A 24,216-nucleotide genomic window follows, 5' to 3' on the forward strand; every position below is an offset into this window, starting at 1 on the left:
TTGTCTTATGTCCACGCTCATTCTTTCCCTGGAAACATCTTCTCCAGTCTGCTCCGTAGCCCTTCACCGCGACGGGCAGCTGCTGGGTCAATCGGAGTTGCGGCTGGAAAAGTCGCACTCCTCGCACCTGAGCTTGCTGATTCAGCAGCTGCTGGATAATACCAACTCGACCTTACAGAATCTGTCGGCCGTGGCCGTGTCCGACGGGCCGGGTTCCTACACCGGGTTGCGCATTGGGGCGGCCGCGGCCAAGGGCCTATGCTATGCCCTGGATATTCCCCTCATTGCCGTGAGTACGCTGCAGGCCCTGGCCCAGCAAGTAGCCGCCTTTACACCGCCGGCCGAAGACGTGCTGTTTTGCCCCATGCTCGACGCCCGCCGGATGGAAGTTTACAGTGCCCTCTATACCCACGAAGGGCAGGAGGTGCTGGCGCCGGCCCCGCTTATTCTGGATTCTGAAACATTGGCCGAACAATTAGCCCACCACCGCTTGTTATTCTTTGGTAACGGTGCCGCCAAATTCGCCCCGCTTCTGAATACGCCCCACGCGGGTTTCCTGACTGCTATCGAGCCGTCGGCCATTGCCGTCGGAACGTTGGCTTATCAGGCTTTCCAGCGGCAGGATTTTCGGGACGTGGCCTACTACGAGCCGTTTTATTTAAAGGAAGTACACACCACCACGCCCAAGGCTAGAGCTTAGATTCTGAAGCAGAACGTAGAGCTACTAGACTTCGCCATCTTAAAAAGCTGTCTACGCTCTTATTTCTGAGCTCTTACATATATAAACATGGAAGATTTCGTCAACCGCGTTGCGCAAAGCGCCCTGACCACGCTCAACCTGGAGGAGTTTATTCATCCTGGGGAGCGGGTCGTGTATGACATCAAGGAAAACCTCTTTCACGGCCTGATGCTGCGCGAAAAGGATTTCCGGGAATTCATCAAAACCCACGACTGGAGCCAGTACGACGGTAAGAACGTGGCCATCATCTGCTCGGCCGACGCCATTGTGCCCACCTGGGCCTACATGCTGCTGGCCTCCAAGCTCCAGCACCACGCCCACCGCTACGTGTTCGGCAACCTGGAAGCTCTGGAGCAGGAGCTTTTCCACGAGGCCATTGCCGGCATCAACCCCGAGGATTTCCGCGACGCCAAGCTGGTTATTAAAGGCTGCGGCAATATTCCCGTACCGACCTACGCCTACGTGGCCATTATGCAGAAACTGCTGCCCGTGGCGTCCAGCATTATGTACGGGGAGCCGTGCAGCACCGTGCCCCTCTACAAGCGCCCCAAAGTGCAGGCTTAGCCCAAGGCTTAGTCTCCCAAAAAGAAGCCCGGCAGCCCCCGCTGCCGGCTTCTTTGCGTCCTGGGGGTACTGGCGAGGAGTTGAAAGCGTCCGGATTATGCATCTTTGGCTACCCATTCGCCATTTGCATGCCTGAGCAAACCACTAGTCAACCGTACAAAATTAGCTTCCTGACCGGCACTGCCATTGTTATTGCCAACATGGTCGGCACCGGAGTTTTTACCAGTCTGGGATTTCAGGTGCTGGGCATTCAAAGTGGATTTGCCCTGCTCATGCTCTGGATGGTCGGCGGCCTGATTGCCCTGTGCGGAGCCTTGTGCTACGGCGAACTGGCCGCAGCTATGCCCCGCTCCGGCGGCGAGTACCATTACCTGTCCCAGATTTACCATCCGGTACTGGGGTTTCTTTCCGGTTGGGTGTCGGCCACGGTCGGCTTTGCGGCGCCCACGGCTTTAGCTGCCATGGCCCTGGGTAAATATGCTGCCAGCGTATGGCCGGCCGTGTCGCCTCAGTGGCTATCCATCCTGGTGGTGCTTTTGCTTACGGCCGTGCACGGGGCCAGCAGCCGGGCCGGTAGTCGTCTGCAGGTTGTGGTTACGGCCATAAAGGTCGGCGTGCTGGTTATCTTCATCGGGGCCGGCTGGGCGGTGGCCACTCCCCAACCCCTTGCGTTTCTGCCCCAAGGCAACCTGGACTGGCAGCAGCTGCTGAGCCCGGCGTTTGCCATTTCGCTTATTTATGTGTCGTACGCCTACTCGGGCTGGAATGCTGCCGTGTACCTGACCGGGGAAGTGGCCAACCCGCAGCGGAATCTGCCCCGCATTTTGCTTGCCGGTACCGCCGTGGTGCTCTTTTTATATGTGGGCCTCAACTTTGTTTTCCTTAACGGAACGCCCATGCCCAAGCTCGCCGGGCAGCTCGAAGTAGGCTACGTGGCGGCCAGTGAAATCTTTGGAGCCGGGGTAGGCCGGTTGATGGGGGCCGTTATTGCCGTGCTGCTCGTGTCCACCGTCAGCTCCATGATTTTTGCCGGACCCCGCATTATTCAGGTGATGGGGGAGGACCTGCCCGCCTTGCGCGGTTTGGCTGTGGTCAGCAAAAATGGCATTCCGGTGCGGGCCCTGCTGCTGCAAACCGCCCTGACTTTGATTTTTATTCTGACCTCGACCTTTGAGCAGGTTTTGCTGTACGCAGGCTTTATCCTAAGCCTGTTTACTTTCCTGACGGTACTGGGCCTATTTGTGCTGCGTGTGCGCCGCCCCGAGTTGTCCCGCCCATACCGCGCCTGGGGGTATCCATTGACGCCGCTGGTGTTTCTGGCGCTCAGCGGCTGGACGCTCGTTTTCATTCTGCGCGACAAGCCGCTGGAGTCACGCTACGGCCTGGCGACATTGGCTGTAGGTGGCTTGGTGTATTTTGTGGGACTGCGGCAGCGCAAAGTCTAAGGCACCAAGCTCGGCTGCTATTGCCGAACCCCATACATTTGCCTTGTCATATATTTCTTGCTCCCGCTTTCTCGTTTTCCCATGCGTTTATCCTTCGTCCGGGTGCTGCCGGCCCTTTTTCTGCTGCTGGCCGCCTGCTCCGAACCAAAAAAGCCCGCCGCTGAAACGTCGGCTCCCGTAACCGCACCTTCGCCTGCCCAGCCCGACACGGCCGCCACTCCGCAGCCTGCCCCGGCTCCCGCCCGCGACACGACCAAGCTGCAGGATGTGGCCGCCTATATGGCTGGCAGTCGGGTAAGCCACCAGAGTGAGCTACGGTACTTGACCTCGACGCCCGCCTGGCAATACTACGCTGCCGACGCCGATAAAAGCTGGGAGAAATACCATCAGACCCGCACCAGCAAGATTCAGCAGTGGGCTGCTAGCGAGTTGGATTCGGTGCGTGCCGCCAGCGCCACCGTCTTTTACCCCTTCAGCGGCCCCGACTTTCTCAACGTCGTGACGATGTTTCCCACCAGTCAGACTTACGTGCTGATGGGCCTAGAGCCAATTGGGACGGTCCCTGATGCTGGTACATTGGCTAATCCTAAGCTGTATCCGGCTTTGAAAGCCTCTTTGTGGTCGGTACTCAACTTCAGCTTTTTCCGCACCAATGATATGGCCGTGGAGCTGAACACCAAAAAACCAGACAGCAATGCGCTGCGCAAGGCTAATTCTATCCTGAAAACGGCCGCCAAAACCAACCAGCGCGTGAATATTGGCGGGGTAGTTCCGTTGCTGCTGCTGTTTGCCGCCCGCACCGACCACCAAGTAGAGGCTTTGCGCTACGTGGTCCTTTCACCCGAAGGCCAGCTTACCGAAGCCGATTCGGCATCGGCCCAGAAACCGGGACTCAATGTGGTGCCCGGGGTAGAAATGAAGCTGCGCAGCAAAGACGGAATTGAGAAAACGGTAGTGTACCTCTCTGCTGACCTCAGCGACTGGAAGCTGGGCGTTACCAAAGAAGCTGCACTGAAGTACGTTCGCAGCCTCGGCCCATTTACCACCTACGTGAAGTCGGCTACCTACCTCATGCACAAAAGCTACTTCTCCAAAGTGCGCAACGTTATTCTGGAGCGCAGCAACTATGTTTTGCAGGACGACTCCGGTATTGCCATGAAGTATTTCCGGCCCGCCGACTGGAAGTTTACTTACTATGGCACCTACAAGCGGCCTATCAGCCTTTTTGCCAAGCAGTACCAGCCGGCCCTCACCCGGGCCTACGCCGATTCGGTGCACAAGCCCCGTCCCCTCCCTTTTGGTACCGGCTACAACTGGCGCCAAAACGATTCTAACCTGCTTCTGGCCAAGCGGCGCACTGCTCCAGCCAGCTAATTCCAACTTAAAAGAAAGCCCGGGGTTCCAACCATGCTGTTGGGGCCCCGTTTTTGTTTGTAGCCTTCCAAGAAATTTCCTGACCGTTCTATATACATAGGAGATGACCAACTTATTCTGCGCGCCCCGTCTTGGCCTGCTGCTTCTCCTGAGCCTGGCACTGCTCCCGTGGCTGCGCGCTGCTTCCAAATTCCAGCCCGCTCGCCTGCCATCCTCCGCCGACAGCCCCCTGCTGGATAGCCTGCTGCGCTCCGACCCCAAGTTGGCCCCGGTTATCAAGCGGGCTGCTGCCTATGAAGTTCAGATAATTTATACTCAGATAAACCGCGACGCTCAGAACCGGCCCCATTTCGTTCAGCATAATTTCCGCCTCAATGAACGCCAGTATTTCAACCCTGCCAGCTTAGTCAAGCTCCCGGTTGCTGCCTTGGCCCTGGAAAAGCTTAACCAGCTGCACCAGCCTGGTCTCACCCGCAATAGTCCCTTGTCCATCGGTACGGCTTTCCGCTGCCAAACCCGGTGCCCTACGTCACCTCCCCTGATTCCGACCAACTCAACACCGTCGGCAATTATGTGAAGCGCATGCTATTGGTTAGCGACAATGGTGCCTACAATAGGCTGTACGAGTTTCTCGGGCAACGCCCGCTCAACGAGCGGCTCTGGAGCTTGGGTTACCCCGAAACCCGTATTGTACGCCGTTTTGCCCCCTGCGACACAGCTGCCAACCGGCATACCAACCCATTTACGTTCTATAACCAACAGGGGCAGCCTATTTATCAGCAGCCCCCCGCTGTCAACTCGCGCCCCTTAGACTTTCCGCTGGGGCGCATTACCAAGGGGCGTGGCTACCAGGCTGGAGGCCGCATCATCCGGGAGCCTTACGATTTTACCACGGCCAATTACCTGCCTCTTCAGACAATAACAGACATTCTGAAGGCCGTGCTCTTTCCCTCGAGCGTTCCAGCTAAGCAGCAATTCAACCTGGCGAAGGAGGATTATGCCTTTCTGCAGCAATACTTACGCTATACTCCCCATGCCTCCAAGTTCACATTCTACAAGTCGAGTCGTTTTTACGATGCCTATAAGAAGTACCTCTACTATGGACGCAACCCTGACGTTGCTGCCCAGCCCGGCCTCCATATATATAACATCGTAGGCATGTCGCACGGCTACTTAGCCGATGTAGCTTACTTTGCCGACTCCACTCACCGCTCTGAGTTCATGCTGAGTGCAGTTGTCTATGTAAACGAGGACGGCATCCTCAACGACGGAACCTACGAGTATGCTTCTATCGGACTGCCATTCCTTCAGCAATTAGGACGAAGAGTCTACCAGTATGAGGCAAATAGGCCTCGTAGCAACACGCCTCAGCTAGAGTCCCTGTTCCCAAGCAGTAGCGGTGAATAGCCAGTAAGCAAAAAAAACAGCTTTATCGTGAACTAACTACGTGCTGCAAAAGGTTACGCCACAGCCTACTAACCAAACGCGCTTACTTAATGGCGCCGGCCTTCAACGAAAAAGTTGCGGTTCGGGTTTGGAAGTAAAAGCAGAATGCTGCACTTTTGCACTCCCGAATCGAACGGAAGAGGGACACAGACACACGAAACAAGTCTTCGAAAAAAAAGTTTTTGCTTGGAGTTGGAAAGTAGCAAACAAGGTTCTTACCTTTGCACTCCCAAATCGAACGGAAGCGGGCTACGAACCACGAAGAAAAAAGTTTTCGAGTTTGTTTGGAAAGTAAAACAAAAGGTTGTTACCTTTGCAACCCGCTTCAAGAGGAAGAGGGGAATGAGAAACGAAAACGAGCTACTTCGCTGAAAAAAAAACTTTCACGAGTGCTTGCCGAAACGAAAAAGCTTCTTACCTTTGCAACCCCGAACGGAACGACGCTCGGCACAGTAAGAAGAAAAGACGCTGGTTTAGCCAGTACACGGTTACGACAACAGGTTGTAACACACGTTCTTTGAATAGTTGGAAATGACAAATAGGTAAGACTTTTCTCTGGTAACAGGGAAGAGCAAAACAAGCGACAACGAAACGAGACTTACTCGTTATACGAGTCGGATCAGCACTCGACATCAGCTTACTTTCGAGTAAGTGTAGGAATTTATACAATGGAGAGTTTGATCCTGGCTCAGGATGAACGCTAGCGGCAGGCCTAATACATGCAAGTCGAACGCAGGGTAGCAATACCTTGAGTGGCGCACGGGTGCGTAACGCGTAACCAACCTACCTACATCTGGGGGATAGCCCGCCGAAAGGCGGATTAATACCGCATAACCCACTGAAGCGGCATCGCTTTACTGGTAAAGATTTATTGGATGTAGATGGGGTTGCGTGCCATTAGCTAGTTGGCGGGGTAACGGCCCACCAAGGCGACGATGGCTAGGGGACCTGAGAGGGTGATCCCCACACTGGCACTGAGATACGGGCCAGACTCCTACGGGAGGCAGCAGTAGGGAATATTGGGCAATGGACGAGAGTCTGACCCAGCCATGCCGCGTGCCGGATGAAGGCCTTCTGGGTTGTAAACGGCTTTTCTCAGGGAAGAAAAAGACCATGCGTGGTAAACTGACGGTACCTGAGGAATAAGCACCGGCTAACTCCGTGCCAGCAGCCGCGGTAATACGGAGGGTGCAAGCGTTGTCCGGATTTATTGGGTTTAAAGGGTGCGTAGGTGGCCCGTTAAGTCCGGGGTGAAAGCCCACTGCTCAACAGTGGAACTGCCCTGGATACTGACGGGCTTGAGTCCAGACGAGGTTGGCGGAATGGATGGTGTAGCGGTGAAATGCATAGATACCATCCAGAACCCCGATTGCGTAGGCAGCTGACTAGGCTGGTACTGACACTGAGGCACGAAAGCGTGGGGAGCGAACAGGATTAGATACCCTGGTAGTCCACGCCGTAAACGATGGATACTCGTTGCTAGCGATACACAGTTAGTGACTTAGCGAAAGCGTTAAGTATCCCACCTGGGGAGTACGCTCGCAAGAGTGAAACTCAAAGGAATTGACGGGGGCCCGCACAAGTGGTGGAGCATGTGGTTTAATTCGATGATACGCGAGGAACCTTACCTAGGCTAGAATGCGCGTGACCGGCTCAGAGATGAGCCTTTCCTTCGGGACACAAAGCAAGGTGCTGCATGGCCGTCGTCAGCTCGTGCCGTGAGGTGTTGGGTTAAGTCCCGCAACGAGCGCAACCCCTACTGTTAGTTGCCAGCGGATTATGCCGGGGACTCTAATAGGACTGCCTGCGCAAGCAGTGAGGAAGGCGGGGACGACGTCAGGTCATCATGGCCCTTACGCCTAGGGCTACACACGTGCTACAATGGACGGTACAGAGGGTCGCTACACAGTGATGTGATGCCAATCTCACAAAGCCGTTCTCAGTTCGGATCGGAGTCTGCAACTCGACTCCGTGAAGCTGGAATCACTAGTAATCGCGTATCAGCAATGACGCGGTGAATACGTTCCCGGGCCTTGTACACACCGCCCGTCAAGCCATGGAAGTTTGGTAGACCTGAAGCTGGTGCTCGTCACAGAAGCCAGTTAGGGTAGAACAAGTAACTGGGGCTAAGTCGTAACAAGGTAGCCGTACCGGAAGGTGCGGCTGGATCACCTCCTTTCTGGAGCGGTCCGACTCGTGAGTGAGTCCTCCTTTGTTGCTCGACTTCAATGATTACCTATTAGTCATTTCCACTATTCAACGTTTTTATCGGAGCTAATCTGTTTTCAGGTTAGGAACCGGGCTTGTAGCTCAGGTGGTTAGAGCGCTACACTGATAATGTAGAGGTCCCTGGTTCGAGTCCAGGCAGGCCCACAGTCAACAGTTGGGATTGCCAATTGGACACGAAACGGGGGATTAGCTCAGCTGGCTAGAGCACCTGCCTTGCACGCAGGGGGTCAACGGTTCGAATCCGTTATTCTCCACCATTAAGGTGTAACACTAAATGAGTGTTCATCGGTGAGAATAAAATGTATTAGGAAGCCTGTTTGGTAACAAACAGCTTCCCCTTTGAAGCAGAATGTGCTTCATAAGTTCTTTGACGTAGGAAAACGAGTAAGAAGAAAACAACATCGCTGTTGTGGGCGCAAGCCGACAGCAGCCGTAAGAGCTCTTCCTGAGCAATCAGGAAGTTACAGAAGTAACGAAGGGCACACGGGGATGCCTAGGCTCTCAGAGGCGATGAAGGACGTGATAAGCTGCGATAAGCTTGGGGGAGGGGCACATACCCGTTATATCCCAAGATTTCCGAATGGGGCAACCCCTCTACGTGAAGCGTAGAGACCATCCGTTTACGGAATGGGGCAAACCCGGGAACTGAAACATCTAAGTACCCGGAGGAACAGAAAATAACAATGATTCCCCAAGTAGTGGCGAGCGAACGGGGACGAGCCCAAACCGGGTTGGTTACGGCCAGTCCGGGGTTGTAGGACCTCAACATCTGATTACATTACTTTAGCTGAATGACGTGGGAAAGTCAACCATAGACGGTGAGAGTCCGGTAAGCGAGCTGGTAGTGTACGGTAGAGGATTCCTGAGTAGGGCGGGGCCGGAGAAACCCCGTCTGAATCCAGCGGCACCATCCGCTAAGGCTACATACTCCTGAGAGACCGATAGTGAACTAGTACCGTGAGGGAAAGGTGAAAAGAACCGGGAATACCGGAGTGAAAAGAACCTGAAACCGTGTGCTTACAAGCGGTCGGAGGCCTTTAGTGGGCTGACGGCGTGCCTTTTGCATAATGAGCCTACGAGTTACTCTTCTCTGGCAAGGTTAAAGACGTTGACGTCTGGAGCCGCAGCGAAAGCGAGTCTGAATAGGGCGCAGAGTCAGAGGAGGTAGACGCGAAACTTTGTGATCTACCCTTGAGCAGGATGAAGGTTGGGTAAAACCAACTGGAGGTCCGAACCAGTTTCCGTTGAAAAGGATTTGGATGACTTGAGGGTAGGGGTGAAAGGCCAATCAAACTGAGAAATAGCTCGTACTCCCCGAAATGTATTTAGGTACAGCGTCGGCGTTGAGTTACTAGGAGGTAGAGCTACCGATAGGACTAGGGGGTGTCATAGCCTACCGAATCCTGACGAACTCCGAATGCCTAGTAATATAGCCGGCAGTGAGGCTTGGGGTGCTAAGGTCCCAGGCCGAGAGGGAAAGAACCCAGACCATCTGCTAAGGTCCCTAAATTCGGACTAAGTTGAACAAAGGAGGTCCACTTGCTTTGACAGCCAGGAGGTTGGCTTGGAAGCAGCCATTCCTTTAAAGAGTGCGTAACAGCTCACTGGTCGAGCGAGAGGGCATCGATAATACGCGGGCATCAAGTCCGGTACCGAAGCAATGGATTTACGCTATGCGTAAGTGGTAGGGGAGCATTCTGGTCAGCGGTGAAGGTGTTCTGTCAGGGATGCTGGAGCGGCCAGAAAAGCAAATGTAGGCATGAGTAACGATAAGGCGGGTGAGAAACCCGCCCACCGATAGACTAAGGTTTCCTGATCAACGCTAATCGGATCAGGGTTAGTCGGGACCTAAGGCCACGCCGAGAGGCTACGTCGATGGACAGCTGGTTGATATTCCAGCACTTACTTCATTCAGTGATGCAGTGACGCAGAAGTGAAAGTACCGCGGGCGGACGGAAGTGCCCGTTGAAGTGCGTAGGTATAGGGTTGGTAGGTAAATCCGCCGACTTTGCTGAAACATGATAGTACCTGGCGGCTTCGGCCAACGGGATAGTGTACCTAATCAGACTGCCAAGAAAACCTGCTAAGCGTTTTAACAATGAAGTAACCCGTACCGCAAACCGACACAGGTAGTCAAGGAGAGAATCCTGAGGTGCTCGAGTGAATCACGGCCAAGGAACTCGGCAAAATGGTCCTGTAACTTCGGGAGAAGGGACGCTTCCTTGTAGCAATACAAGAAGCCGCAGTGAAAAGGCCCAAGCGACTGTTTAACAAAAACACATGACTTTGCGAACTCGTAAGAGGAAGTATAAGGTCTGACACCTGCCCGGTGCCGGAAGGTTAAGAGGGGAACTTAGTCGCAAGGCGAAGGTTTGAATCGAAGCCCCGGTAAACGGCGGCCGTAACTATAACGGTCCTAAGGTAGCGAAATTCCTTGTCGGGTAAGTTCCGACCTGCACGAATGGTGTAACGATTTGGGCGCTGTCTCAGCCGTGAGCTCGGTGAAATTGTAGTCTCGGTGAAGATGCCGAGTACCCGCCACGGGACGGAAAGACCCCGTGCACCTTTACTATAGCTTGACATTGACGCTGGGTAACACATGTGTAGGATAGGTGGGAGACTGTGAAGCGGTGGCGCTAGCCATCGTGGAGTCAACGTTGAAATACCACCCTTGTGTTGCTTGGCGCCTAATCTCTAACCGGGAAACAGTGTCTGGTGGGTAGTTTGACTGGGGTGGTCGCCTCCAAAAAAGTATCGGAGGCTTTCAAAGGTCCGCTCAGTACGCTTGGTAACCGTACGCAGAGCGCAATAGCAGAAGCGGGCTTGACTGTGAGGCCTACAAGCCGAGCAGGGTCGAAAGACGGATATAGTGATCCGGTGGTTCCGCATGGAAGGGCCATCGCTCAAAGGATAAAAGGTACGCCGGGGATAACAGGCTGATCTCCCCAAGAGCTCATATCGACGGGGAGGTTTGGCACCTCGATGTCGGCTCGTCACGTCCTGGGCTGGAGAAGGTCCCAAGGGTTCGGCTGTTCGCCGATTAAAGTGGCACGCGAGCTGGGTTCAGAACGTCGTGAGACAGTTCGGTCCCTATCTGTGGTGGGCGTTGGAGATTTGAGAGGACCTGACTTTAGTACGAGAGGACCGAGTTGGACCAGCCGCTCGTGCACCGGTTGTGACGCCAGTTGCAGCGCCGGGTAGCGACGCTGGGATGAGATAAGCGCTGAAAGCATCTAAGTGCGAAACTCACCTCAAGATGAGATCTCCCATAATAAGAGTCGTGGTAGACTACCACGTTGATAGGCTGCAGGTCGAAGGTCCGAAATGGCCGAGCCGAGCAGTACTAATGACTCGAGCGCTTCTAGTAGACCAAGCTCTTTTGTTTCTTTTTCTTCTTACCCGTTTCCTGCGTCAACGATTTGACAGTTTCACTAGCATGTGATCCTGACACCAGTAATGGTGGCTTTAGCACGGGTGTTCACCTCTTCCCATTCCGAACAGAGCAGTTAAGCCCCGTAGCGCCTATGGTACTGCCTTCACCGGCGGGAGAGTCGGTCGCCGCCAACCTTTTTCCAAGCCCTGCCCCTCGCGACTTCGTGCTGCGAGGGGCAGTCGCGTTTTATACCCGCCCTGGCCCCAGCTGCCTCGCGCTGCTCAGTTTCCTACATTTTAGTTCTCCTGCAACCGGCCTACTGGCTTCCTGTGCTAGACTAATAGCTTAGGATATGTAGTTAACAGCTATCAGTTGTGCATGATGAATGACCTATGTGGGCTTCTTTTACCTACTGACTCATAAAAAAAGGCCCCATTAGATCTACTAACGAGGCCTTTCTTGTTGGTTCTGGTTATTTATGGTCCAGCAATTACTTCGGTCATAGAGGATGGGCTCAGGTACTCCTGAGCTAATGCTTGTAGCTCCTCTGCAGTTACCTGATTGACTTCCCTTACAAAGTCTGAATAGTAGGAGGAGGGAAGCCCAAGGAAAATAAGGTTCTTGTACTTGTCACACTGCTCGAAAACAGTGCTTAACTCATTTGCAAACTTACCGGTCATGTAGTTTTTGACTGTTTGCAATTCCTCAGACGGAATGACTTCTGTTTGCAACGCAGATAGTTCTTTGTACACTTCCTGAACTGCTACTGCAGTAGATGCTGCATTCACGTCGGTGCCGATAACAAGATTGTTGGCATGCTCCCTAGAACCAATGCTTGCATAAATACCGTAGGTGAGGCCTTTATCCTCGCGGATGTTCTTCATCAATCGGGAGCCAAAATAGCCCCTAGGACCTTTACGAGCACTTGTAGCTTGTGCATGTCAGGGTGGCTCATGTTAGGCCATAAGCGTCCAATCCGCAAGGAGGATTGCATAGCTTCCGAGATATGAACGTATTCATTGGCAGATGCTAAAGGAGTTGGTAGCTCTTCTGTTACGGTCGGCTCCACAGAGTTAAAGCTGTCGAGTTGCCCGATTGAGTTAGTTACCAATTGAACATGGGCCTCACTGACATCACCGCAGAGAAAAATTTCAGCCTTGGACAATTGGTAAGTTGCGTGATAGAAGCGAAGCAGCTCTTCACGTGCTACCTCCTGCACGATTGCTTCATCGAACATGCGGCCATAAGGGTAGCTAGGGCCGTATAGAGTGCGCGAAAAGTGTTCAGAGGCTAGGTAGCTTGTCTTCTGCCGCTCAATCCGAATGTTCTGAATAGTGCGAGCCTTGAGCTGGGCTAATTCCACTTCAGGAAAGGAGGCCGCAGAAACGACATCTGTGATAACAGGCAGCAGATACTCCAAGTGACGACTCAGGCAGTACAGCGTTAGGGTAGCTTGGTCGAAACCCTGCTCACACTCCAAGGAAGCCCCGTAGAAGGCTACTTCATCGGCCAGCTGGCGCGCAGTACGGGTATGTGTACCCTCCAGTACCATCCGCGCAGTGAGCATGGATAATCCTGACGTGGGTTCATACCACTTACCAGCCGGGAAAACCAACTGCAGACGGACGACTGGTTGGGCGTCGTTATGGATGACGTGCAAACGGGCTCCATTGGGGAGCGAAAACACGTCAGCCGCTGGTAGCGTAACGCTGGCCAGCGGCTGAACGGGAGGAGCGACTTGACGGTCGAGCATAGAAACAGGTTAGTTGACTGGAGCGGAACCGTCGCCGGTTCCGAAGGCTTCCTCTGACTTATTAAAGTTAAAGTGCAAGGATACGCGAATAGTTTGAGCCAAGGGGTTGGCACGTTGGTTGGGTACCAAGTACGTACCATCTACTCCGAAGACCTGGTACCGCACACCTAAGCCGAAGCTTAGGTACTGCCGGTCACCTTTCACGGGGTTCTCGTAGAAGTAACCTACGCGGGCAGACAGCAGATCATTGTACCAGTATTCTAGGCCGGCCGAGATGTTGATTTCCTTTAGCTCTTCACTAAAGCCGCCGGGAGCATCACTGAACGAACCTACGATGCCGCCTACGATACCCTTAGCGCGAATTTCTTCGTTTTTGGTCTTAATGGTTTTGCCGAAACCTACCGTGTCACCCTCCATATAGTAAGGGGTAGGTACTAACAGCTTGCTGGCATCAACGGTCAAGGTAATCTTGTTGTAAGCGTCTAGCTCCCGGGTAAGGGCTGTTCCGAGCTTCAGGGTTGTGGGCAAAAAGTCGGCTTGCAGCGGGTTCGTATACGTCATCTTGTTGCCAATATTCGAGATAGTGGCACCAAGTCCCAGGTTGTAGTCGCTGGGGCCGATGGACAGATCCTTGGTATAGTAAGCACCCAGATCAACGGCAGCGGCATTGCCGGGCTTGCCGCTGATGGTTTCGCCCGTTAGGTTGGAGCGGATGTAGCGGGCAGTGATGCCCACGCCGAAGTTCTCGCTTAGTTTCTGGCCGTAGGACACACTCACCGCGTATTCCTTGGGTTGAAGTCGCCCTTAGGGTTGTTCTTCTCGTCACGGAAGGAAATCGTGCCCAAATCGAAGTACATCAGCGAAGCCGAAATAGCTGAGCGCTGCCCGAGCTTGCTGAAGCCCGACAAGTAGGCCAGACCCATATCGTCGGTTACGTTGCGCAGCCACGGAGAGTAAGAAGGCGACACCCCATACTTGCTAGTGACAAAGCCCAATTTACCAGCATTGTGGTACGAGGCATTGGCATCGGGTGAAATGGCTACTCCCGCCTCGCCCAAGGCTGCCGAACGAGCATCAGGACTCAAAGTCAGAATCGGAACGGCAGTTGTGATGGTATTCGGTGAACTCTGAGCCTGAGCTGCGATAGAGACGCCCAGCAAGCCGGGGAGGAGCGCTAATCGCAAAGGCAGCTTCAACAGTGTCATAAAAGGAGAACAAGAAAAGCGAAAGAGAAACTAAAAAAGGCGAAGGATGCGGAAAGCTTAATTAAGAATAACCAGTTTCTCGAACTTAGAAGCGGAGTTATTATGACCTGGGCAGCGCACACTGACCCGGTAAACGTAGACGCCCCGGGCTAGTTGATCTTCATATTCGTCGCGGCCGTTCCAAGTCAGTTCTGGAGAGTCGCGGCCAACGTGCGGGCTGCTGCCAAGTACAGTGGTGCGCAGGGTGCGCACTAAACGGCCCGAAACTGTGAAGATCTGTACCTGAACATCCAAGTCTTCGTTCGCGTGGTTGTGGTCGAACTGGAATGTAGTTTTGGTGGAGAATGGGTTCGGATAATTCAATACGTGCTCTAATGCCAGTTTTTCCTGGCTGGCTGCAATAAACTCAATTTCCTGCTGAGACGAGTTATTGAAGGTGTCCCAGGCTTTGAGCCGCAGTACGTGCGGGCCCGTAGCCAGGTCCTTGAACAGATACCGGACTTTACCCGACTGGTAGCTATCGACGTCCGCGGTGTAGAAATCGTTGAGTACCGTCAGCTTGGTAGGGTCGTTGTCGAGGGTCGCCGTTATTTCGTGACCAATGCCAGCCCGGCGGTATTGATGCCGCTGGCATCGGAGAGGTGGGAGATAAGTGTGGTAGTGGTATTCGTAATCCCACCGAACACGAATGACTCCCGGTCCATAAACAGTTTGATAAGGGGCGGAATAGTGTCTTGCAGGGTAAGTGCATCGGCCCCGCCTACGTACGTGGGACGGTAGCCTTTGGCATCAACCACGCGGACGGAATCTTTGGCATAGAGCTGAATCTTGCCTAAGCCGATGCTATAGTTGATATCCTTGGGACTACGAAGTTGATTGTGAAGAGGCCATTCTTTACCGTTGCCTGACCGTCGTAGATGATGTTTTCCTGAATGGGAACCTTGATTACCTCTAAGTCGTCAGATTCATTTCTCAGCGTATTAACCGTCGTAGGCTTCTCGTATACCGTTACGTGTGCTTGCCCGGAAAATTGACCGTTAATTGTCTGACCATTTCTAACGGCCCCGAAAGCTTGATTTTAGACAGGGCTTTCAGCGTGTCGAGGGCAGCGGCGGTAACCAGCTTGCCATTCACAGAATCAATAACGGCTTCCTGCTGGGCAGCCGCTAGGCGGGTCGTTGGGTCACCAAGCAGTATGAAGTTGCGGGTGGTGGTGCTGCGGTTGCCATTATTCTTGGAGAACTGAGTAATTTCTCCCAAGCGTGGCATCTGACCATTGTTTGGCTTAAAGATGGTGTTGTAGAGCGGGCTAGTTATACTAACTGCCTGATCGGCGAAGGCCAGCCGGGTGGTGGTAAGCAAGCCTATGGCTCCGCCTTCCACATTGGTTAGGGCCAGTTCGCCCGCTGAATCCTCTTCGGGGTTATCATAAGTACTGAAATCGCAGGTTCCGGTAACCATGAAGGTAAGACGGTTGCGGTTTTGCAAGGCCAGTACCGACTGCTTGGTCAGGATTTGCTCATCGGCCCACCCCGAGGGGCCGCCGTGGCCACTGTAGTGCGTAATAAGGGAGCCTTGCTCAATGGATTCATCGATAGCTCGGTTGCACTCGGGAGAGCGTTGGCCCCCGGATGCAATGATCTGAGGATACAAATCCAGGTAGACCTTATGCACGTTGAACTCCGGGTGGTCAGCGGTAATGCTGGCGGCCTGAGGTTCGCAGGCCTCAGTAATAAAGATAGCGCCGTTACCATCATCGGCTACAAACGTGATGCGGTTGCGCCACTTACCAAAGCTGATCGGCTCGTCATAGCGAATGAGCTTGTTGACTACCAGCGTTGCCTGGGCCAGGGAACGGGGCTGGTCGCGGGGAGTGCGGATGGGCAGGCGGCCAATACCGATGTCAAGCAGGTCATTACTGTAGTTTTCGTTCCATTCACCTTCCTCCTCATCGAGCAGGCCAAAATAGTCGTCGGAGCAGAAGGTAACATACCCTTGCTCTGCGGGCGGGAGTACGTAAGGGAGAAAGACTCACGAGATTCGTAGGTCGGAACGTAATTCTGCCCGTTTTTATCCGCTTCCAGCGGTGACCGTTCTTTCCACCAGCTAGGGACCTTGTCCAAATCGTTGGCTGGGTCCGATTTATAGTTGTAGGAGGCGTCGCCGAATAGCAGCAGGTAGTTCTGCTTGCCACTAGAATTCCGGTCGTACACCATCTTCATCATGTCGCGGATAGCCGTAACATCCTGGGCCCCGGAGCTGAATTCATTATACACTTCAGTCGTCGTTACGACCTCCACGTTCAATTTGTCGTGGGAGCGACGGTGTGCGGCGAGCCGGTCAGCTTCGGGTTTGAAGGGCGGGTAGGTAACAATGACCAGATCTAACTGCCCGTTCCGGTTCAGACGGGCGTGCAGGTTTTGATTAGCTAGGCGGCCCTTGAACAAACGCGGTGGAGCCGGAAATTCACTGCCTGTGAAGGCTACAAACTCCCCGACGCTGTCGGTGGGGCCACAAAACTGCCGTTGCTATTCAGGGCCAGCGCGTAAGGCCGGCGAGGATTGCTCACATTCCACACGGTAGGCGCACTGCTAGCCCCCAGCTGAAACTCGCTGAATGGTACTCCGGGCAGGGAGTTAAACTCCAGGAAGTTGCCTGTCAGCCGCAGCCGGCGGGAGCATTCACTTCCAGATAGTCAAGGTAGCCTTGAGCTGCAGCGTCGTTAGGGCTGCTAAAGGCAAGTCGAATCTTGGCTTCTGTCGGCGGCACGGCCGGAATCGGGTAAGAAAAAGTATGTAAGTCGGAATTAGCTATTTCCGCGTAATTGGTGCCACTAATGCGTTCAACAGTCTGCGTGCCTAAGGGTAAGCCATTCAGAGCGACCAAGAAGTCAGTCTTTACGGCTGATGACGCCACTACTTCCGAAGTAAGCTGCAACGTGGCACCAGGCACCAGATCAGGCGTGGGAATGGTGAATTCCCGGGCGAGCCGTCTTTGGAAAACCCTTCGCCCAGCCACTGCCGACCCGATTTGCCGAGGTTTATCAATTCATGCTCGTGGAACTGCCGGTCCAGGAACTGATTGATAGTCGCTGTGGGTCTGCCACTAATGGTGCGGGGAGCCCCTACGCGCAGACCAGGCGTGCTACCTACTGTGACGAAGTAATAAGCCGTATCGGCGTAAACGTTCAGGTCGTGCTTAAACCGCGGAGCTATACCACTGGTATCCAGGCTCCAAGTATGAGGGCCACGGGCGTAGAAGAGAACGTAGTCGGCATCGTCAAAGGAATTATCAGCCTCGCCGGCCACGAAAATGGCATTTTCCGCCAAGTCATCAGGGCGGTAGGCGCTGTTGGCTTGGGGCAGAGTGCCCATAGCGTTGCCGTAAATCTTGAGGCGGCGCGGGTCAAGGCCCTGCATGCTGATGCCCATGCTCTCTAGGGCCTTCTTGTCCAGCTTGTAAATGCCACTGGTTGCCACGCCGATTCTATACCAGTCGCCCTGGGCCAAAACCGAGGAGTTGGCATAGGTGCGGGCTTTTTTAATCTTGGCGGGGCGGCCTTGCTCGGAAGTCAGGGAGTAGGCGTATTCGAAGGAAACCAGCTTTTCGGCCTGCCCACTCTGGGCATTGCGGCGCACCGCCGGAATAAGCGCAAAGCTGACCTTCCGGCGTTGCTCGGTGCCGGTCACTACTTCAGCCGTGGCCGTAGTGGGTAGGTTGATCGTAGCAAGCAGCTTGGCGTCGGCAGGGGAAAAAGGCTCGTACACGGCATTGCGTACGCTGCCTTGGCCAACCTGACCCGGTACGCGGATCTGAAAGCTGGGGTACTGGTCGGCAAGCCGGAAGATAGCACCTTCAAACGTGGGCACTCTCCGGAGCTGTCCTACTTTATTTGCTGCCTCGATGTGGCCGTTCCAGGCGAGTTGTTGCCGGACCACTTGCTCGGGTTGCTGAGCACGCGCCGGGGCCAGAATTCCAGCAATAGAATACCATAAAACAACCAGGAAAGTAGAGTAGCGCATAGAGGTAGATTCGGGCAATAGGCGGAGCAGAAACAGGGATGAGCTTGCAACACACTCATTATAGAAGCGGTTCATCACTACACCAGCTACTTAACTACCATGAAGAACAAATATTGCAGAGCTACTATCCAAAATATTAGCCGTGAGCCGGCCGCACCACGGAAAGGAGCACATACAACAACACAATCAGCGGAATAGCGGCGGCCTGCAGCCCCAGCAGCAGCCCGACAGCCAGCAGCAGGAAGATGAAGCGCAGGGAGTTGTCCTGCCAGGTCAGGTTCTTGAACTTAAGGGCGAAGAGCGGAATTTCGGCCACCAGCAGGCCAGAAAGCAGTACCGTCAGGGCCAGCAGCACCCACGGATTCAGGATAAAGTTTGTTAGGCCAAACGAGTCGTGAACCAGGATAAGCGGCAAAGCGGCTACCACCAGCGTGCAGGCCGGGGTGGGCAGGCCGATAAAAGAGTCGGTTTGCCGGGTATCGTTGTTGAACTTCGCCAGCCGCAGGGCCGAGAAGATACTGACGGTAAAAGCCAGGTAGGCCAGCCAGGACGGCAGCCCGGTAGAGGGTAGAGCATGCTCCAACAGTTTGAACAGAATAGCGCCGGGGACCACGCCAAACGAAACCATATCGGCCAGCGAATCCAGGTCTTTGCCGATGGGGGAAGAAACGTGCAGCGCCCGGGCCACCAGGCCGTCCAGGAAATCGGCTACGGCTGCCAGTCCAATCAGGTAGGAGGCCTGCTTCAGCGGCAGCCAGGAAAAAGAAGAGGACAGGTCGTCTTTAGAGTCTAGGCCCAGAATAAGCGTTAGGGCCAGGCAGCCGCAGAGCAGGTTCAGGCAGGTCAGCGCGTTGGGAAGGTGCTTTTTCAAGTAGAAAGCTGGGATTGAAAATCAGGGTTTGGATAGGAAGCAAGACGCTGCCGAGCGAGTAAGTACTCGGTTAGCGCAAGAACGGATTGCCAACTCGCTCCGCCCCAATGGTAGTGGCCGGGCCGTGACCTGGATACACCGTCACGCTGTCGGGCAGGGTAAGCAACTCGGTGCGGATACTGTTGATAAGCGTATTGTAGTCGCCGCCGGGCAAATCGGTGCGGCCGATGCTGCCCTGAAACAGTACGTCGCCGCCAACGACCACCTGGGTGGGGGCGTGGTAAAACACGACGTGGCCCGGAGCGTGGCCCGGGGCGAAGCGCACTTCTAGCTCGGTGTCGCCGAAGGTGAGCGGCGTACCCGGCGTCAGAAAGCCGGTGGGCTCGGCCGGCTGGTACTGGGCAAAGCCGTAGCTGGGCGCGTACGTAGGCACGGCCCGCAGCGTCGCCAGGTCGGCCTCGTGAATGAGGAACGGCACCTTATATATATCCAGGATAAACGCATTGCCAAAGACGTGGTCGATATGACAATGGGTGTTTACCAGCAATACTACCTGCAGGCCCTGCGCCTCGATGAAGGCCCGCAGCGCCTGTTGCTCGGCCTTGTCGTAGCAGCCCGGGTCTACGACGACACACTGGCCGGTGACATCGTGGAGCAGGTAGGTATTTTCGGAAAAGGCGTTGAACGTAAAACCAGAAACGGTCATGAAGCTTGCTAAAATAAACCTGGCAGCCGCCAGAGAGAATGGGGAGGTAAGTTACGAGTCTTCGCCCGAACATGCATAGTAGCGCGCATGCGCCGCGGTCTGCTTCCGCTTTGTGGCCCCGCCGCCCCGCTGTTTTCCTCTTACCTTGCCACTCATGACGAGCTATGATTACCTGATTGTCGGCCACGGTATTGCCGGGGCCGCGCTGAGCTACGAGTTGCGCCGCCGGGGCCATGCCGTGCTGGTGCTGGATGTCTACCAGCCGGATTCGGCCTCGAACGTGGCGGCCGGGCTGATGAACCCGGTAGCCGGGCAGCGCTTCGCCCTTACCTGGCGGGCCGACGAGCTGCTGACGGCAGCTGCCGCTTTTTACCGGGAACTGGAGGCTCATTTCGGCCAGCAGTTCTTTTTTGAGGTACCCATTCTGAAGCTACTCTCCTCGGTAGCCGAGCAAAACGCCATTCTGGCCCGCAGCGCCGATAATCCGTGGGAGGATTTCGTGACCGACATTAACCTGAACCCGGCGCCCCAGGCCGGTTTGAGGCAGGAATTCGGGGGCGTGACGATTCGGCGGGGCGGCTACGTGGCCCTGCGTGAGCTGTTGGAAGCACTGGCTGCCGAGGGCCGGCAAAATGGGTGGCTGCGGCGCGAAACTTTTGACCCGCAACAGCTTGTTGTCGACGACAGCGGCGTTGTTTATGGCAAAGATGTGCGTGCCCGGCACATTATCTTTTGCGAAGGCAGCGCGGCGACGCAAAATCCGTACTTTAACTGGCTGCCGCTGCGGCCCAACCAGGGAGAAGTGCTCGACGTGGAATGCCCGGGCTTATCCGAAGCCCAGGTGCTCAACCGGGGCGCTTATGTGGTGCCGCTGGGGCAGCAGCGCTTTCGGGTGGGCGCCACATACCGGCGGCCCCGTTTGCGGCGGATATTACGGAGCAAGCCCGGCAGGAACTCAGTCAAAAGCTGAGCGCTATGACGGACCAGCCGTTTTCGGTAACCGGTCAGCGCATGGGAATGCGTCCGACCGTGCCCGACCGAAAACCGTTAGTGGGTACGCATCCGGCTTGGCCGGTTGTGAGTATATGTAATGGCTTCGGCTCCAAGGGAGTAATGATTGCTCCGCGGCTGGCCGCCCATTTTGCCGATGTGCTGGAAGGCACCGCGGAATTATGGTCCGAGGTCAATATCGAGCGGTATTCTGCGTTATACTTAGCTAGCCTTTCCGAGGCCGGCTTTTCTTCCTGATTTCTCCGCTTTTTGCCTTCTCTATGAAGCACGTATCCTTACTCGTGGCGTTATCGGCAGCTCTGGTGCTGTCGGGAGGAGACGCAGCCCAGGCCCAGTCGGCGCAAGAGCCGTTTGGGCGGGTCCGTATTCAGTACAAGGACTTCACCTGGCAGCAGCTCAGCACGCAGAACTTTAACATCTATTACTACGCCGGCGGAGAGGTAGCGGCCCGCCGAGCGGCTGAGTACGCGGAAAAGGAGCTGCAGCGCATCACTTCGCTGATTGGCTACTACCCCTACTCCAAGACCACCATCATGCTCTATAACTCCGTGGGCGACCTGCGGCAGAGCAACGTGGGCCTGGACACTGATAAGTACCAGACCGGCGGCGAAACTGAGTTGCTGCGCATGAGCAAGGTGCAGCTGGCTTTCCAGGGCCAGCAAACCCTGTTTAAGCGCGACCTGAGCTACCAGATTACCAAGGTGCTGCTCAACGACATGATGTACGGCGGCAGCCTGAAGGAAGTCATCCAGAGCAGCTACCTGCTGCAGCTGCCCGACTGGTTTGTGTCGGGTGCCTCAGCTTATGCATCCGAGGGCTGGAGCGTGGACATGGACGACTATATGCGGGACATGACCCAGAAAGTGGAGTCAAACCGTCCCGCTCAGTTTTTCGTGCGCAACCCCGAACTGGCCGGCCAGAGCATCTGGAACTACATTGCCGAGCGTTACGGCTACACCACCATTCAGAACATTCTGAACCTGACGCGCATCACCCGCGACGTGGAAGTAGGCATCAGCAGCTCGCTGAACGTGCCTTATAAGGTGTTCCTGAAAGACTGGGTGGCGTATTACCGCCAGCTCAACGTACAGCCCCAGACGGCCTTCGTGCTGCCCGAGGAAAGCCGGCAGGTCGTCAAGAACAACCGTAAAAGCCTCATTTACTCCCAGTCGGTGCTGAGCCCCAATGGTCAGCGTCTGGCCTACGTGTCCAACGAGCGGGGCCGGTACCGGGTGATGGTAGCCAACCGGGATGGTTCGGGCCGGCACGCCATTTACCGGGGCGGCTACAAGACTCCGGATCAGCAAGTGGAAACCCGCCTGCCGGCCCTGGCCTGGCGCAGCAACAGCCAGGTAGCCGTGGCCGGCGAATACAAAGGCAACATGAACCTGAGCCTGGTTTCGGCCGACGCTGGTCCTACCAACTTCGTGTTTCAGTTTGTAGACGCCATTTTTGGCCGCAACTCGTCGTCTATCTTCAAGCCTTTCTCGCAGATTCTGGACCTGAACTACTCGCCTGATGGCAAGTCGTTGGTGTTTAGCGGGGTGCGCAACGGGCAGAATGACCTGTACGTGCTGCGGGCCGGTACCCGTACGCCCGAAAAGCTTACCAACGATGTATTCGATGATGTGCAGCCGGTGTTTTTGCCCAACGGCAGCGGCATCGTATTCAGCTCTAACCGTTGGCTGGATTCGGCCGGTACCGCCAAAGGCTCGTTTGGCAACGTGGTCAACAACTACGACCTGTTTATCTACCACCTCGACGGTCGGACGCAGCCGGTAGAAACCCTGGTCAGCACCATTTCCAACGAAGGAAGGCCCCGGGCCATTTCCGACGACGAAATTCTGTTTCTGGGCGAAGAAAGCGGAGTGCGCAGCATCTACCGGTACTCGTTTAAGACCAAGCGGCACGTGCCGGTCAGCAGCTTCCTGCCCAACATCGAGAACTTCGACTACAACGCCACCACCAGCACGCTGGGCTTCGTAGCGGCCGACAAGTCGCGCGACTTTGTGTATCTGTACCCCACGTACCCGCTGCCCGAAAATCTGGTTCTGTACAAAACTGCGCGGCAGGAAACCCTGGAAGACCGGTCAAAGGCTCCGGCGCGGGCCGCAACCCAGCCCGCTACACCCGTGGCCGCCGATACCCAGGATAACAACGTGGCGCCCAGCAAGAACGACCAGCAAATCAACACCAGCGACTACCAGTTTGAGGAAGATGTGCCCAGCCGGGCCAACGCGCCGCGCCGCAGGCGGAACGACGTAGTTGCGGCTCTGCCCACGGCCCCGCCGGCCGATGCTTTCTCGGTGGCTGGTCCTTATAAGTATGACAAGCGCTTCAGTATCGACAATGTGGTATCGTCGCTTTACGCCGACCCGCTGCTGGGTCTGGGCCTGATCGGGCAGGCCAACATGTCGGACCTGTTTGAGGACCACCGCGTCCGGGCCGGTATTTTTGCCCTCACCGACTTGCGCACCAGCAATATCTACGCGGAGTATACCAACCTGAAGAAGCGCTACGACTGGAGCATCGGCTACCAGAAGCAAGCCTACTTCTTCGATGCCGAAAACCAGCGGCTGCGCTTTGGCCGTCACGAGGTGTCGCCCACTATTGCCTACCCGCTGACCCATAACCTAAGCGTACGCGGCGGCCCACGCTTCGTGAACGTGAACCGCACGGTCATCAGCAAATTCAGCACCGAGGACGATATCAACCGCAGCTATATCGGAGTAAGTGGAGAACTGGTGTTTGACAATGCCATTTCCACCGGGGTCAACATGATGGAAGGCACCCGCATGAAAATTGGTTTGCTCAAGCTCAACGGCATTGACGATGGGTCGCAGAACTTCGGTAAAATCTACATCGACCTGCGGCACTACCAGAAGATTCACCGGCAGATTACTTGGGCCAACCGGGCCAGCTTCGGGTCCTTCTTTGGCACTTCCGCCCAGACCTTCCGCCTCGGGGCATGGACAACTGGCTGAATGCCCGCTACGACGACCCCCGCCTGACGCCCACCAACGCCCTGCTCAGCGACCCGACGCAGGTGTTCTACCAGCAGTTTGTGACCAACCTGCGCGGCTTCGACTACAGCAAGCGTAACGGACCCCGCTACGTGCTGTTCAACTCCGAATTCCGCGTGCCCATCATCCAGTACCTCACGCGCAAGCCTATTTATTCGGGCTTCTTCCGCAACCTGCAGCTCACGGCCTTCGGTGATGCTGGCTCGGCTTATTCTGGCTCCAACCCTTCAACGAGAACAACTCGTTTAACACCCAGGTGCGCGGGGGCAACGGCAACGGCTTCACGGCTACGGTCGTGAACTTCCGCAACCCGCTGCTGATTGGCTACGGTTTCGGCATGCGCACCACGCTACTGGGCTTCTACGGCAAAGCCGATGTGGCCTGGGGGCAGGAGGATTACGTGCAGAAAGGTCCCAAATTCTATTTCACGCTCGGCTACGATTTCTAAAACGGCC

General features: G+C 55.3%; 14 protein-coding genes, 2 tRNA genes, 3 rRNA genes and 4 pseudogenes. 15 read left to right on the forward strand and 8 right to left on the reverse strand.

What is annotated here, in order from left to right; genetic code table 11:
* The first annotated feature begins 7 nt into the window (after positions 1 to 7).
* From tsaB to rrf, 11 genes are all read left to right on the forward strand, one after another.
* On the forward strand, positions 8 to 700 hold the full coding sequence (gene tsaB, locus MUN79_RS08275; RefSeq protein ID WP_244677238.1) for a tRNA (adenosine(37)-N6)-threonylcarbamoyltransferase complex dimerization subunit type 1 TsaB: 693 nt from the start codon (positions 8 to 10) through the stop codon (positions 698 to 700).
* An 87-nt stretch (positions 701 to 787) separates the two neighbouring features.
* Positions 788 to 1,303 (forward strand): DUF2480 family protein, encoded by a 516-nt coding sequence (locus tag MUN79_RS08280; RefSeq protein WP_244677239.1) that lies wholly within the window; start codon positions 788 to 790, stop codon positions 1,301 to 1,303.
* 128 nt (positions 1,304 to 1,431) lie between these two features.
* On the forward strand, positions 1,432 to 2,748 hold the full coding sequence (locus MUN79_RS08285) for an APC family permease (protein ID WP_244677240.1): 1,317 nt from the start codon (positions 1,432 to 1,434) through the stop codon (positions 2,746 to 2,748).
* A gap of 81 nt (positions 2,749 to 2,829) precedes the next feature.
* Entirely contained in the window at positions 2,830 to 4,122 is a 1,293-nt protein-coding gene (locus MUN79_RS08290; protein ID WP_244677241.1) for a hypothetical protein, read from the forward strand.
* Positions 4,123 to 4,225: 103 nt separating this feature from the next.
* Positions 4,226 to 4,699, forward strand: coding sequence for a hypothetical protein (locus MUN79_RS08295; RefSeq protein ID WP_244677242.1), 474 nt, complete (start codon positions 4,226 to 4,228; stop codon positions 4,697 to 4,699).
* Positions 4,642 to 5,529: a serine hydrolase gene (locus MUN79_RS08300; protein WP_244677243.1), complete on the forward strand. Its 888-nt coding sequence runs from the start codon at positions 4,642 to 4,644 to the stop codon at positions 5,527 to 5,529. Before MUN79_RS08295 ends, MUN79_RS08300 begins: the two co-directional genes overlap by 58 nt.
* Positions 5,530 to 6,233: 704 nt before the next feature.
* Positions 6,234 to 7,747, forward strand: a 16S ribosomal RNA gene (locus MUN79_RS08305).
* Positions 7,748 to 7,867: 120 nt separating this feature from the next.
* Positions 7,868 to 7,941: transfer RNA gene (locus tag MUN79_RS08310), tRNA-Ile, on the forward strand.
* 36 nt (positions 7,942 to 7,977) lie between these two features.
* Positions 7,978 to 8,054 (forward strand) — tRNA-Ala (locus tag MUN79_RS08315).
* Between the two features lie 206 nt (positions 8,055 to 8,260).
* A 23S ribosomal RNA gene (locus MUN79_RS08320) occupies positions 8,261 to 11,164 on the forward strand.
* Positions 11,165 to 11,252: 88 nt separating this feature from the next.
* A 5S ribosomal RNA gene (rrf, locus tag MUN79_RS08325) occupies positions 11,253 to 11,364 on the forward strand.
* Together the 16S, 23S and 5S rRNA genes with 2 tRNA genes alongside form the textbook arrangement of a ribosomal RNA operon.
* Positions 11,365 to 11,646: 282 nt before the next feature.
* Here rrf and MUN79_RS08330 read toward each other — a convergent pair.
* From MUN79_RS08330 to MUN79_RS08360, 8 genes and pseudogenes are all read right to left on the reverse strand, one after another.
* Positions 11,647 to 12,923 (reverse strand): annotated as a pseudogene (locus MUN79_RS08330) (M16 family metallopeptidase).
* Positions 12,924 to 12,932: 9 nt separating this feature from the next.
* Positions 12,933 to 14,128: pseudogene (porV, locus tag MUN79_RS31750) on the reverse strand (type IX secretion system outer membrane channel protein PorV).
* A gap of 587 nt (positions 14,129 to 14,715) precedes the next feature.
* A complete protein-coding gene (locus tag MUN79_RS08340; protein WP_244677244.1) occupies positions 14,716 to 14,925 on the reverse strand; it encodes a hypothetical protein in 210 nt (69 codons plus the stop codon).
* A 211-nt stretch (positions 14,926 to 15,136) separates the two neighbouring features.
* Positions 15,137 to 16,087, reverse strand: coding sequence for a C25 family cysteine peptidase (locus tag MUN79_RS08345; RefSeq protein ID WP_262923052.1), 951 nt, complete (start codon positions 16,085 to 16,087; stop codon positions 15,137 to 15,139).
* A gap of 80 nt (positions 16,088 to 16,167) precedes the next feature.
* Positions 16,168 to 16,575, reverse strand: a pseudogene (locus tag MUN79_RS29950) (C25 family cysteine peptidase); the annotation flags it as partial.
* A 468-nt stretch (positions 16,576 to 17,043) separates the two neighbouring features.
* Entirely contained in the window at positions 17,044 to 18,150 is a 1,107-nt protein-coding gene (gene porU / locus MUN79_RS08350) for a type IX secretion system sortase PorU, long form (RefSeq protein ID WP_244677245.1), read from the reverse strand.
* 136 nt (positions 18,151 to 18,286) lie between these two features.
* On the reverse strand, positions 18,287 to 19,021 hold the full coding sequence (locus MUN79_RS08355; protein ID WP_244677246.1) for a CDP-alcohol phosphatidyltransferase family protein: 735 nt from the start codon (positions 19,019 to 19,021) through the stop codon (positions 18,287 to 18,289).
* A 70-nt stretch (positions 19,022 to 19,091) separates the two neighbouring features.
* A complete protein-coding gene (locus MUN79_RS08360) occupies positions 19,092 to 19,727 on the reverse strand; it encodes an MBL fold metallo-hydrolase (RefSeq protein ID WP_244677247.1) in 636 nt (211 codons plus the stop codon).
* A 154-nt stretch (positions 19,728 to 19,881) separates the two neighbouring features.
* Between MUN79_RS08360 and MUN79_RS08365 the strand changes: the two are divergent.
* From MUN79_RS08365 to MUN79_RS08380, 4 genes and pseudogenes are all read left to right on the forward strand, one after another.
* Positions 19,882 to 20,975, forward strand: a pseudogene (locus MUN79_RS08365) (NAD(P)/FAD-dependent oxidoreductase).
* Between the two features lie 23 nt (positions 20,976 to 20,998).
* Positions 20,999 to 23,722: a TolB-like translocation protein gene (locus tag MUN79_RS08370; RefSeq protein ID WP_244677249.1), complete on the forward strand. Its 2,724-nt coding sequence runs from the start codon at positions 20,999 to 21,001 to the stop codon at positions 23,720 to 23,722.
* A complete protein-coding gene (locus MUN79_RS08375) occupies positions 23,707 to 24,060 on the forward strand; it encodes a hypothetical protein (protein WP_244677250.1) in 354 nt (117 codons plus the stop codon). Before MUN79_RS08370 ends, MUN79_RS08375 begins: the two co-directional genes overlap by 16 nt.
* Positions 24,018 to 24,209 carry a hypothetical protein gene (locus tag MUN79_RS08380; protein WP_244677251.1) on the forward strand — a complete coding sequence of 64 codons (192 nt, stop codon included), beginning with the start codon at positions 24,018 to 24,020 and terminating at the stop codon, positions 24,207 to 24,209. The genes MUN79_RS08375 and MUN79_RS08380 overlap by 43 nt, the downstream gene beginning before the upstream one ends.
* The last annotated feature ends 7 nt before the right edge of the window (positions 24,210 to 24,216 follow it).

The sequence above is a fragment of the Hymenobacter cellulosilyticus genome (genome assembly GCF_022919215.1).
Classification (GTDB): domain Bacteria; phylum Bacteroidota; class Bacteroidia; order Cytophagales; family Hymenobacteraceae; genus Hymenobacter; species Hymenobacter cellulosilyticus.